14 protein-coding genes are annotated in these 11208 nt (G+C 44.6%); 4 read left to right on the plus strand and 10 right to left on the minus strand.

What is annotated here, in order from left to right; translation table 11 throughout:
- Positions 1–25: 25 nt before the first annotated feature.
- The 10 genes from H8K33_RS18970 to rpe form a co-directional block, all read right to left on the minus strand.
- Complete coding sequence (locus tag H8K33_RS18970) at positions 26–562, minus strand: hypothetical protein (protein ID WP_186892645.1); 537 nt, start codon at positions 560–562, stop codon at positions 26–28.
- Positions 555–770 (minus strand): hypothetical protein, encoded by a 216-nt coding sequence (locus H8K33_RS18975; protein ID WP_186892646.1) that lies wholly within the window; start codon positions 768–770, stop codon positions 555–557. Before H8K33_RS18975 ends, H8K33_RS18970 begins: the two co-directional genes overlap by 8 nt.
- Positions 760–1182: a hypothetical protein gene (locus H8K33_RS18980; protein WP_186892647.1), complete on the minus strand. Its 423-nt coding sequence runs from the start codon at positions 1180–1182 to the stop codon at positions 760–762. The genes H8K33_RS18975 and H8K33_RS18980 overlap by 11 nt, the downstream gene beginning before the upstream one ends.
- Before the next feature lie 133 nt (positions 1183–1315).
- Positions 1316–2191, minus strand: a complete 876-nt coding sequence (locus tag H8K33_RS18985) for a replication initiation factor domain-containing protein (RefSeq protein ID WP_186892648.1) — start codon at positions 2189–2191, stop codon at positions 1316–1318.
- A gap of 131 nt (positions 2192–2322) precedes the next feature.
- Complete coding sequence (locus H8K33_RS18990) at positions 2323–2604, minus strand: helix-turn-helix transcriptional regulator (RefSeq protein WP_186892649.1); 282 nt, start codon at positions 2602–2604, stop codon at positions 2323–2325.
- 254 nt (positions 2605–2858) lie between these two features.
- Positions 2859–4127 (minus strand): tyrosine-type recombinase/integrase, encoded by a 1269-nt coding sequence (locus H8K33_RS18995; RefSeq protein WP_186892650.1) that lies wholly within the window; start codon positions 4125–4127, stop codon positions 2859–2861.
- Between the two features lie 182 nt (positions 4128–4309).
- The gene (locus H8K33_RS19000) at positions 4310–4771 is read right to left on the minus strand and encodes a GxxExxY protein (RefSeq protein WP_343043850.1); all 462 of its coding nucleotides are present in this window, start codon (positions 4769–4771) and stop codon (positions 4310–4312) included.
- A 1-nt stretch (position 4772) separates the two neighbouring features.
- On the minus strand, positions 4773–6269 hold the full coding sequence (gene trpE, locus H8K33_RS19005; protein WP_186892652.1) for an anthranilate synthase component I: 1497 nt from the start codon (positions 6267–6269) through the stop codon (positions 4773–4775).
- Positions 6270–6586: 317 nt separating this feature from the next.
- On the minus strand, positions 6587–7294 hold the full coding sequence (locus H8K33_RS19010) for a phosphoglycolate phosphatase (protein WP_186892653.1): 708 nt from the start codon (positions 7292–7294) through the stop codon (positions 6587–6589).
- A 150-nt stretch (positions 7295–7444) separates the two neighbouring features.
- A complete protein-coding gene (gene rpe / locus H8K33_RS19015) occupies positions 7445–8113 on the minus strand; it encodes a ribulose-phosphate 3-epimerase (protein WP_186892654.1) in 669 nt (222 codons plus the stop codon).
- Positions 8114–8333: 220 nt separating this feature from the next.
- On the opposite strand from rpe, the gene apaG reads away from it, so the two are divergent.
- The 4 genes from apaG to H8K33_RS19035 all read left to right on the plus strand — a co-directional run bounded on the left by apaG (position 8334) and on the right by H8K33_RS19035 (position 11179).
- Positions 8334–8708 carry a Co2+/Mg2+ efflux protein ApaG gene (gene apaG, locus H8K33_RS19020; RefSeq protein ID WP_186892655.1) on the plus strand — a complete coding sequence of 125 codons (375 nt, stop codon included), beginning with the start codon at positions 8334–8336 and terminating at the stop codon, positions 8706–8708.
- A 165-nt stretch (positions 8709–8873) separates the two neighbouring features.
- Positions 8874–10112, plus strand: a complete 1239-nt coding sequence (gene mltA / locus H8K33_RS19025) for a murein transglycosylase A (RefSeq protein ID WP_186892656.1) — start codon at positions 8874–8876, stop codon at positions 10110–10112.
- 23 nt (positions 10113–10135) lie between these two features.
- Positions 10136–10912 carry an enoyl-CoA hydratase gene (locus tag H8K33_RS19030; RefSeq protein ID WP_186892657.1) on the plus strand — a complete coding sequence of 259 codons (777 nt, stop codon included), beginning with the start codon at positions 10136–10138 and terminating at the stop codon, positions 10910–10912.
- 51 nt (positions 10913–10963) lie between these two features.
- The gene (locus H8K33_RS19035) at positions 10964–11179 is read left to right on the plus strand and encodes a hypothetical protein (RefSeq protein WP_186892658.1); all 216 of its coding nucleotides are present in this window, start codon (positions 10964–10966) and stop codon (positions 11177–11179) included.
- The last annotated feature ends 29 nt before the right edge of the window (positions 11180–11208 follow it).

An 11208-nucleotide genomic window follows, 5' to 3' on the forward strand; every position in this document is an offset into this window, starting at 1 on the left:
TAGTGATGGATGAAGTTTGCTTGAACTAGATTTTCCAGCTTAGACAAATAAAGCCCTCCCAAATACGCGCTTTTTCTTCTTTCGAAATAGGCATACTTTCGGCAAGCTCACGATTAGCCTTTATCATTGTATCTAGAGCCTCATCCAAGATTATATGGTCGGGTCTTAAGTCTGGTGGAGCCTTGATATGCTTTGTCATTCGGAATGCCATAGCAGCATCAAAATTGTACATATCAACACCAGCAGAGTCGGTGATTTCCCCAATGCACTCCCCAGTCGGGAGATGATGCAAATCTAAGTTAACTCCAAGGACAATTGCGAACAGTTCGCCTAAAGTTAAATTCACGCAGAGGTCACGACAAAACGATACTTTCTTACTTCCTATGGACGCTTTAAATCCTTCCCAGAGCTGTTCATCGGAGAGCATAGGCATTGATGTCACGGGAACTCCTATAGACGCTGCAATCACTTCTGCAAGGGCGGCTCGGACTTCTGCGTTCCACGCACTGTTTAGTGCGGTGTCAAAACGAGCGTTAAGTTTTGGATTTGTCCGCTTATTCATTGTTGGCTAGTTTCCGTCTACATTCGGCTACTTCGGCGCAAAATCCATCCCATAATTGCTGATCTGAGAGCATAGGCAAGGAAGTCGCTGGTTTTCCTAACTTATTGGCGATGCAATCAACGAGAGCGGCTCGAACCTCTGCGCACCATACACACCACAAACTATCCTTGTCTCTGAAATTTAGTGGCGAATAATTTTCATGGCTCATTTTGTATCTCCTTGTCTTTAATTTCGTTACCGCCTACTGTTTCAATCACTTTTAGCATTTCCTGCCAAGTTGCTTGATCCACACTAGGCATGGTTGGATTTTTCGGGATATATTGCTGTTGGGTTGTTTGTAAAATTGCGATAGCTGCACGTAATGCTAAAGCTGGGTTTGCATCGAGTAATTCGCCTAGTTTTTCAATAGCGCGGTATCGCAGGCCATACAGTGTTTCTATTGAGTTCCTCTCTGTTTGAATGATCAAATGGGAGAGATAAGTTTGAAATTGCGGGAGTTGCCTCCATGCTGACAATGTCGCAGGATTTACCTTAACGATTTGTGATGCTTGTCGTCCTGTGCAGCCTATAGCGAGATTTTGTGCAGCTATTTTTTGTTTTGCGTTTAGATTCGTTTGCATTTAATTGCTTCTTTCTGATTTTTCACCAAAGGCGCAGTAAAAGCCCACCCGAAAAGATCGCGTGATAAATTAGACTTTTTGATGCATTGATTACGTCGCTGTCTTGGATAATTTATTGCAATTGATTGCAATACTAATCTTTGCAGGGAGCGATTCTAAGAAGTGCATTTTCAAAATATTTCCATACGTAATTTGGATTCCACCAAGAGGCGCGAACGGAATCTAACCTTGAATTAAATGCTTTTCGTTGGGCTTTTTTAAGCTCGGAAAGAGCTTTTGCTGATCCAGTTTCTAGGCATCTCAATAAGAAAGATTGCCATTCTATTTCTTCAGTTAATTGCTTCGCTTTTTTTAAATCTGCAATTTGTAATGTAAGAAATGGATTTTTCATCTTTGAAATAAGTTCGCAAGGCGGCATGGAAACATTTCGTAGTCGCGCTTCTATTCTGGTGCGAGTTTTTTCTGGAACCGGACTGGATTTTTCCAATTGCTTTTTTTTGTCGTAGATGCAAAAGCGCGTGTCACTCTTGGTGCTTCCTAGATACGTAGATCCCATAGTGCCGTCGTGTTCTACGAATATTTCCGACATGTTGCATCGTCGCCGATATGGAATAAAATCGTGAGCCGTGTGTGTAAGAGAGTCAATTGCAAATTCAACATAGGAAATGCGGCTGTTTGTAAATAGGTTCTCGTATGTGAAAATATCAAAGAACATCGCCAAGGACTCGCTAAATTTTTTAAACTCACCGATTTTAAATTTTGACGGATAGAGGCAAAGCTGAAAGTACCGATGTTTTTTCTTTGTGGTCGCAACTATGATGTTAGCGGCTAAGTTCTTTTTTGTCGGGTAGTAGTTAAGTCTCGTTAAGTACTTTCCTTTCGAAATACTGATATTGCCTTTTGGAACAAGGCGGTGTTTGAGTTCTCTGATTCCTTCCAATTGTCCCAACGCAAAGCTGTAGAGTTCGTTCGAAGGAATTTTTACATTTAGATGAATTCTGTCAATCATAAGAGGTCTCCATAAATTTATACCCATAACTTCGCACTCCTTGCGTTTCCTTAAACCTGCTTACTAGTAGAAGAAGCAGGCTTAGGTTTATTGGTCGATTTGAATCTCGATTGTTGAAGGAAGTCATGAAGCTATTTTTCAAGCGCAGCTTTGATAGTGCTTGTATTCCAAAATGGGCGAGAACCATCCGTTCCATCCGGTTTTGGAATTAGTCCCGTTTTAATTCTGTTGTAAAGTGTAGAGTGACTTATGCTAAATAGAGTCATCAGATGCCCAATACGTAACCTGCCGATGTTTTGCAAATCTATTGTTACGGGTAATGCTTTGCTATGCCCAATTTTTGTAGGTTTGATAGCTGCCTGAGTGGCATTGTTTGATATGTGCTTGGGCGTATTTATATAAGTGATTGCCATGAAAGAATTCCTAATTAACGGCGCTTATCGTGAGCGCATTTAATGAAATTCCGACTAGATAAATCCTTTGGATTGTCTGTGCGTCGGAGTGCCTAGTAGCGCGTTGCACGCTACCTCGTTGGACTAGAAATAAATTTCGTAATCCACGCACTCCATTGCTGACGAGGTGAAGAGTCCCTATTGTTATCTAAACGAAACAGAGGGTCAAGTACTAAGTTACACAACAGTTTGTTTGTCAAATGCTGGCGGTTATCTTATTTTTGATTTGGTCTTGTTGCGTCAATATGGTTCGCCCAACGTTCCATTAGTTCTTTTCGCTCTACCAGATATTGAGCTTTGTTGTATGCTGCTTTCACAGAATTTCGCTCTTGGTGTGCTAATTGAAGTTCTATAACGTCGGAACGAGATCCGAGTTCATGCAACATTGTGGAGGCTGTTCCTCGGAAGCCATGCGCAGAAAAACCTATTGTTCCTTTCCCATTAAAATTCATTCTCTCCAGCGCTCGATTTATTGTTGTTGGTGTCATTGGTTCAAGGTGATTTCGTTCGTTCGGGAATAGGAGGCTTGAGTTAGAGATCGGTAGTTCAGTGGATTTCTTTAATTGCTTTAATAGTGCAATTGTTTGCGGTGCGAGAGGAACTAGATGGTCTCCAGAAGTTTTGATTTTCATCCTTGCACTTGGAATAGTCCACAATGCATTTTCGAGATCGAATTCACCCCATGTTGCGCACCGTAGTTCACCTGTGCGGACAAACGTAAGCATAAGCAGTTCTATTGCTATTTTCGTCTTCTGCCGTCCCGTGAATTCATTTAGGGCTGCTAGCAATTTCTTTAGTTCAGTTTTGGATAAAGCTCGGTTATTTTTTACTGTAGGTTTTGAAATTATGTCGCTAATTTTAAGATCTGCAATAGGATTCTGTGTCAATCGACCGGATACCTTTGCTAGTCTGAATACGGCATTACACCAAGTTCGCATATTAATGGCTACTTGTGGAGCACCAGTCGTTTTACGTTCGAGTCCGGTTCGTTTGGTGCGAATTGCTATGCCGCTGATGAGGTTGTACATCTCTTGGGTGGTAACTTCCTTTATTGGTCGGTTTCCAATTGGCGTGTCTCTAACATACCTCTGCATGCAGGATCGGATTTGTTTTAGATAGTAGCTTGATCGCTTTATAGTTGGATTTTCTATCCACTCCTCGGCAACAGACCATAGGGTGGTTGCCTTGTTGAGTTTAGAGCTTAAAATTTGATCCTTGTCGAAGTCTGCGGGATGGATTCCTTGCTTTACTTTTTTTTCGGCATCAATGCGCAGCTCTCGTGCTTCAGCTAGTCCTATATCTGGGAAAGTTCCGAGCGTGTAAGTGTTGTCTTTCCCATCTAGACGATAATTCCATTTCCAATATTTTTTTCCGGTTTGGGTAACCAGAACATATAGCCTATCTGAATCAGATAGCTTGTATGGCTTCCCCTTGGCTTTTGCTGCTTGAATGGCTGAATGCGTTAGATTTTTTGATGGTTTCATTTAATGGTGGAGAGATTGGATTATTACCACCAATTTACCACCATATTCATGGATAGGTATGGTTATTTTAAGATGAATTTTTAGCGTAAGTTGTTGTTTGCTATAGTTAAATAGATGCTGAGGGATAATCGTAGATATTGATGTTGATCATCTATCATTAGTAGCATTTTTAGTGTCCTTGTTTAGCGAGAAAACCCCTCAACGCCGAGGCGCTGAGACGCAGAGCGGCGCAGAGAAATTCGTTTGATGCCGTCCTTTAATACTGGAACCATAAAATTGATGAGAAGTGCAGTTTCATATCCGGTTAGACGTAAATAAGTGAGCACTTGTGCTTTGTGAATTTCCTGCAATTTCTCTAATGATTTGAGTTCAATGAGAAGGCTGTTTTCAATTAACAAATCTAATCGATAGGCTGCTTCAATTTCCACTCCTTTGTAATGCACCGGGAGTGTAATTTGACGTGTGAAACGAATATCTCTGAGTGAAAGCTCATGGCATAAACAATGTTCATACGCACTTTCTAATAATCCCGGCCCAAGTACACGATGAACTTCAATAGCCGCTCCAATAACTCTCTCTGTTAAGGTGTCACTCAGCGTCTCTGCGTCTCGGCGTTGAGGGGTTTTGATTTTAACGTCATCCACGTCAAATCTCCCCATCTAATCCATCTTGTACTTGTTCCGCTGCTCTGAGCATAGCGCGTGCTTTGTTTTCAGTCTCTTGCCATTCCATTTCAGGAACCGAGTCGGCTACCACGCCAGCTGCGGCTTGCACGTACAACATGCCGTCTTTCAATACGCCAGTGCGAATTGCAATCGCTAAATCCATTTCGCCACCAAAGGATAAATAACCGCAAGCGCCGCCGTAGATGCCGCGTTTTACTGGCTCGAGTTCGTCGATCAATTCCATCGCACGTACTTTCGGTGCGCCAGATAAAGTGCCCGCAGGGAAGGTCGCTTTCAGTACATCGAGATTAGACATATTCGGTTGCAACAAACCTTCAACATTCGAGACGATGTGTTGCACGTGGGAGTACTTCTCGATCACCATTTTTTCAGTGAGTTTGACGCTGCCAGTTTGCGCAATGCGACCGATGTCGTTGCGGGCAAGATCGATCAGCATCACATGTTCCGCGATCTCTTTTGGATCGGCTAGTAATTCAACAGCGAGTTCTTCATCACGCTCTGGTGTTGCGCCACGTGGACGGGTTCCCGCCAATGGGCGTATCGTGACTTTTTTATTGCCATCGCTGAGCTGTTCGTTGCGGACTAAAATTTCTGGTGACGCGCCGATGATGTGCATGTCACCGAAATTGTAGAAATACATATACGGCGAAGGATTAATTGAGCGCAGTGCGCGGTACAAAGATAAAGGGGAATCGACGTAAGGTTTCTTGATACGTTGACCGATCTGCACCTGCATCAAATCGCCAGCCATGATGTATTCCTTGGCTTTGAGCACGGCTTTCAAATAATCTTCTTTGGCGAAATCGCGGATTGCCTCTGTGCGGACTGAAGCAGACGTAATGGGTACATCGACGCTGCGGCGTAACATCGCACGCAAATCTTTTAAGCGCTGACGTGCTTTGCTCCATGCTTCCGACTGCGTTGGGTCGGCGTACACGATTAGATATAATTTGCCAGAGACATTGTCGATCACGGCAAGTTCTTCAGTCAGCAAGAGCTGGATATCCGGCAAGCCTAGATCATCTTTAGGTGCCGTTTTTTCTAAGCGTTTTTCCACGTAACGTACAGCGTCGTAGCCAAAGTAGCCAGCCAGACCACCACAAAAACGTGGCAAGCCAGGACGCAAGGCAACGCGAAAACGGGATTGATATTCAGCGATGAAATCGAGAGGATTGCCTTCATGCGTTTCTATCACTTGCGCGTTCTTAATCACTTCGGTGTGAAAGCCGGTCGAGCGCACCACGGTCGATGCGGGCAAGCCGATAAAGGAATAACGACCAAAGCGTTCGCCGCCTTTGACGGATTCCAATAAAAAGCTATTTTTGCCGCCATTGGTGGCTTGCGCGAGTTTCAGGTAGAGCGTGAGTGGCGTTTCCAGATCGGCAAAAGCTTCAGCGATCATCGGGATACGATTGTAGCCTTGTGTGGCCAAGGATTTAAATTCGAGTTCAGTCATGATGTATGTGCGTTAAATGTGTTTGACCGAAAAGACCACATTCGATCAGCGCCAGACGTCAGCAATGCAGACGAGGCTAGCTCCAAAATGTGAAATCAAAAGGTCGAAACGGTACAGCGAAAACTTACAGAAACTTGTCAAAGATGACGAGAGATGAAAAAACGTCGTTGGCGCGAATCAGGGTTTGGATAAAACTCAGACACACAGACGAAAGCGCCCACGCTGGTCAGGTAGATTGCCAGCGTCGCCATAGCCAGGCCTCAAAAGTGCCTGGAGTAGTTGATGGACGTTTCTTATCGAGGAACATTCTAATTTTGTTAGAAGCTTGATGAATTGGTTGATATTTTCTTACTGAGTAATAATTGTGCAGCACTCAGTAAGGTTTCGACTATACCATCACTTTCAATAGTTTGTACAGCCTCGCCGTGATTGTAGCCATACGGCACTGTCAGCACCGGGCAACCAGCAGCGCGTGCGGCTTTGGCGTCATTCGACGAGTCGCCAATCGCGACCACCTGTGCAGGTGCCAGGTGAAAATCGAGGCAAACCTGTAATAGCGGTAAAGGATCAGGTTTTTTGCGAGCAAGAGAGTCGCCACCGTACACGACGTCGAAAAATCCTTGTAAATCTTTCTTTGCTAATAAAGGCCTTGTAAATGCAATTGGCTTATTCGTCACGCAAGCTAGACGCAAGCCTTGTGCTTTCAGCGCCTGCAATCCTTCTATTACTTCCGGGTACAAAGTGCTGTAGTCACCATTGATCGCCAAATAGTGTTTTTGATAGCTTGCCATCGCTTGTTCAAAATTTTGCTCGACTAGCGTTGGTTCGAAGTCTGTCGATAGCACGCGATGAATGAGATTTTCTGAACCTTTGCCGACGAAGTTGGTGATGGTGAGGATATCTAAATCGGACAGTGAAAATTCGGCGCGCATGCGATTGATGGCGACCAGAAAATCGGGTGCTGTGTCTAGCATGGTGCCATCTAGGTCGACGATGGCGGCTTGGATGTTCTGGAATTTAGGCATATTTGGAAAAGAACTTATCGTCTCAGTGGCGATCTTAATGTTGACACGATGTGGATGTGGCAAATAGGCGAGACTGTCATTCCCGCGTGCTTTTAGCGGGAATCCAGTGTCAGTTGCCTTACGAAGAGCGATCTGTGGTGCAACCGAAGTTTAAGCCACCAAAGCCAACTCACCCCGCATAGCATCAATCACGCCCTTATAGTCAGGCTTACCAAAAATCGCCGAGCCAGCCACAAAAGTATCCGCGCCTGCAGCAGCGATTTCACGAATATTGTCTACTTTCACGCCGCCATCGACTTGCAACATAATGTCGCGACCAGATTCGTCGATCATCTTGCGCACAGCAGCGATTTTTTTCAAAGTATGTGGAATAAAAGACTGTCCACCGAAGCCAGGATTGACTGACATCAATAAGATCAGATCCAGTTTATCCATCACATTTTCTAAAACATGCAATGGTGTCGCTGGATTAAATACCAGACCGGCTTTGCAACCGTGATCACGAATTAATTGCAGGCTGCGATCGATATGTTCTGAGCCTTCAGGATGGAAACTGATGATATTCGCACCGGCTTTGGCAAAATCGGGAATGATGCGATCTACCGGTTTTACCATCAGATGCACATCAATCGGTACTTGTACATGTGGACGAATGGCTTCGCAGACCAAAGGCCCTATAGTTAAATTCGGCACATAATGGTTATCCATCACGTCAAAGTGGATCATATCCGCGCCAGCGGCGACGACGTTACGAACTTCTTCGCCAAGGCGTGCGAAGTCGGCGGAGAGAATGCTGGGAGCGATGCGGTAGGTTGTCATATTAAAATCTCGGCTAAGTGTGCAAAATAAGTACGCAAAATGAAAGATTTGACAGCAAAATGTCAGCTAATCCTCTATTTTACTCCTGCGAAGATTGCCGTGCTCTTGTAAGATGCTCGTTTTGAGCGCTTTCTGGAAACATACAAGTAAGCATTCAGCGAGTGTTTTGCCAGTTTCTCTGCATTTGCCATTATTTGCCATTTAATTGAGGCGAGGTTTTATGACTAAATATGAATTTAAAGTGTCGGTCGTGACGCAGTATCTGGAAGAACAATCGAATCCAGATAAAGCGCATTTTGTTTTCGCCTACACGATTACGATTAAGAACACTGGCGACATTCCTGCGCAATTGATTTCACGTCACTGGATCATTACCGATGCGAACAATAAAGTGCATGAAGTACAGGGCTTAGGCGTGGTGGGACATCAACCTTTACTCAAGCCGGGTGAGGCTTTTGAGTACACCAGCGGTAGTTCTTTGGAAACGCCGCATGGCACGATGCAGGGGACTTATTTCTGTGTCGCAGAAGATGGGCATAAATTTGATGCGCTGATTCCTGAATTCGTCTTATCGTTGCCGCGCACTTTGCATTAATTTTGCTAGCTTAGTAGCGCTTTATTCTTGCTTTGTTTGATCAGATTTTTTGGTGCTTTTATTTGACGGCTTTTTCCCTGAAAACATCGTCCACCATACGATAAAGGCAAAGAGCAAGAACGCACCTAATGCTTCAACGGCCAATAACCACATAATTAATCCTTTATGAATTCTTTGTTCGAACAAAAACGTATTTTAGCAGCATCGCTGATGTTGACTTTAGTGGCATGTACGACGCCCCCAAAGCAACTGCCAGTAGAATCAAAGCCATCAACACCCCCTGTGACGACGACTGTGCCGCCAACGGTACCCCCAACAGTCCCTCCTAAGTTAGTGCCAATCACGAATTACACACAGGCGTATAAATTAAGCTCGTATGCGGAAATGCCGGGTTGGGGCAATGATGATTTGCGCGAGGCATGGCCGGCCTTCGTTAATTCCTGTGTTGCGCTTCGGAATAAGGCCGAATGGAAAGAAGTTTGTAGTGCGCTTAAAAATGTCGATGCGAAAGATGCCACTTCAGTTCGTGGATTTTTTGAAATGAATTTTTCTCCTTATCAAGTGCAGCATCTTGATGGTGGCACAGACGGTATGGTTACCGGCTATTACGAGCCTTTATTGAAAGGTTCACGTACCAAAGGTGGCGCGTATCAAACTGCTCTCTATGCAGTGCCGAATGATTTGCTGACGATTGATCTGGGTAGTGTTTATCCCGATCTAAAAAATATGCGTTTGCGTGGACGCTTGGTCGGTAATAAAGTTGTTCCATACGCTTCACGTGCTGAAATCTTGCCTTTCCTCGCAGGGAAGGAATTGGTCTGGGTCGATGATCCTGTCGATGCTTTTTTCTTGCAAATACAAGGTTCAGGTCGCGTGCAGTTGAATGATACGGGCGAAACGGTACGTGTTGCTTATGCTGATCAAAATGGACATCCGTATAAATCTATCGGGCGCTATTTGGTTGATAAAGGTGAATTGACCTTGGATCAGGCTTCAGCCCAAGGTATTAAAGGCTGGATTGCTAAAAATCCTTCACGTCAGGAAGAGCTGTTAAACGCCAATCCTAGTGTCGTGTTTTTTAAAGAAGAAAAATTGCTAGATCCCAGCATAGGCCCGAAAGGTGCATTGGGTGTGCCATTGGTGCCGCAAAGATCAATTGCAGTTGATCCAACGCAATTGCCACTTGGCGCACCCGTATTTTTGTCGACTACAATGCCACTTAGCAGTAATCCACTGCAAAGATTAATGATGGCGCAAGATACCGGCGGCGCAATTCGTGGCGCGGTGCGTGCTGATTTCTTCTGGGGGTTTGGACGTGAACCAGGTGAATTGGCAGGGCGCATGAAGCAGCGTGGCGCGATGTGGCTGTTATTGCCTAAGGCTTTCGAAATTAAAAATAATTAAATTCATTTATTGGAGTAAACAACATGGAATACCAGAACATACTTGTAGAGACTAAAGATAAAGTCGGCGTAATTACTTTAAATCGCCCAAAAGCTTTGAACGCCTTAAATGATCAGTTGATGGATGAATTAGGCCATGCTTTATTCGCTTTCGACCAAGATGAGAACATTGGCTGTATGGTGATCACTGGTAGCGAAAAGGCTTTTGCTGCGGGCGCGGATATTGCTGCCATGGTCGACTATAACTATATGGACGCTTACAACGGTAATTATGTTACGAAGAACTGGGAACATATTTTACGCGTGCGCAAACCAGTGATTGCAGCGGTGGCTGGCTACGCCTTAGGTGGTGGTTGTGAATTGACTATGATGTGTGATTTCATTATCGCCGCAGATAATGCAAAATTTGGACAACCAGAAATCAAACTGGCGACGCTGCCTGGTTGTGGTGGCACGCAGCGCCTACCTCGTGCGATTTCCAAATCCAAGGCGATGGATCTGTGTTTGACTGCTCGCTTAATGGATGCAAATGAAGCGGAGCGTGCAGGCTTGGTGTCGCGCGTTGTACCTTTGGATAAATTAATGGAAGAGACCTTGGCCGCTGCGACGACTATCGCTTCTATGTCTTTGCCTGTCGTGATGATGATCAAAGATGCAGTGAACCGTTCATTTGAATCGGGTTTAACAGAAGGCGTTCATTACGAGCGCCGCTTATTCCATGCGAGCTTCGGCACGCATGATCAGCGCGAAGGGATGCGGGCTTTCCTAGAAAAACGTCCAGCGAATTTCCAGAATAAATAATTAGTCGCTGATAAAGATGTATGGCGCGCCGCGCGCACCATAGTGGAAGAAATGCCAGTAACAGAAGAGAAGCGCTCAGTCATCGAGCGCTTTTTTTCTTTAGTAGATATCGAGAGTGAAACGATTTATTCAATTTATCCAAATAAGACTTGCCAAAGAGAAGCGATGCTTGCTATAGTTCGCCTCCCGCAGAAATGCGGTGCTGAAACAAAGAGAAGTGCAAGCGGTAATGCGTTGATTTTCCTGGTGTTTAAATCGAGAGAGTAAGAAGCGATTTAAATGAAATATAAAACAGG

The organism is Affinundibacterium amnicola, from assembly GCF_014284275.1.
In the GTDB taxonomy this organism is placed as follows: domain Bacteria; phylum Pseudomonadota; class Gammaproteobacteria; order Burkholderiales; family Burkholderiaceae_D; genus Undibacterium; species Undibacterium amnicola.

What these genes read in the sequence shown, in the direction of transcription:
- rpe (WP_186892654.1), bottom strand. Translation starts at nt 8,113, where the DNA reads ATGACAACCTACCGCATCGCTCCCAGCATTCTCTCCGCCGACTTCGCA.
- H8K33_RS18970 (WP_186892645.1), bottom strand. Translation starts at nt 562, where the DNA reads ATGAATAAGCGGACAAATCCAAAACTTAACGCTCGTTTTGACACCGCA.
- H8K33_RS18990 (WP_186892649.1), bottom strand. Translation starts at nt 2,604, where the DNA reads ATGGCAATCACTTATATAAATACGCCCAAGCACATATCAAACAATGCC.
- H8K33_RS18980 (WP_186892647.1), bottom strand. Translation starts at nt 1,182, where the DNA reads ATGCAAACGAATCTAAACGCAAAACAAAAAATAGCTGCACAAAATCTC.
- H8K33_RS19010 (WP_186892653.1), bottom strand. Translation starts at nt 7,294, where the DNA reads ATGCCTAAATTCCAGAACATCCAAGCCGCCATCGTCGACCTAGATGGC.
- H8K33_RS19035 (WP_186892658.1), top strand. Translation starts at nt 10,964, where the DNA reads ATGCCAGTAACAGAAGAGAAGCGCTCAGTCATCGAGCGCTTTTTTTCT.
- H8K33_RS18975 (WP_186892646.1), bottom strand. Translation starts at nt 770, where the DNA reads ATGAGCCATGAAAATTATTCGCCACTAAATTTCAGAGACAAGGATAGT.
- mltA (WP_186892656.1), top strand. Translation starts at nt 8,874, where the DNA reads ATGAATTCTTTGTTCGAACAAAAACGTATTTTAGCAGCATCGCTGATG.
- H8K33_RS19030 (WP_186892657.1), top strand. Translation starts at nt 10,136, where the DNA reads ATGGAATACCAGAACATACTTGTAGAGACTAAAGATAAAGTCGGCGTA.
- H8K33_RS18995 (WP_186892650.1), bottom strand. Translation starts at nt 4,127, where the DNA reads ATGAAACCATCAAAAAATCTAACGCATTCAGCCATTCAAGCAGCAAAA.
- trpE (WP_186892652.1), bottom strand. Translation starts at nt 6,269, where the DNA reads ATGACTGAACTCGAATTTAAATCCTTGGCCACACAAGGCTACAATCGT.
- apaG (WP_186892655.1), top strand. Translation starts at nt 8,334, where the DNA reads ATGACTAAATATGAATTTAAAGTGTCGGTCGTGACGCAGTATCTGGAA.
- H8K33_RS18985 (WP_186892648.1), bottom strand. Translation starts at nt 2,191, where the DNA reads ATGATTGACAGAATTCATCTAAATGTAAAAATTCCTTCGAACGAACTC.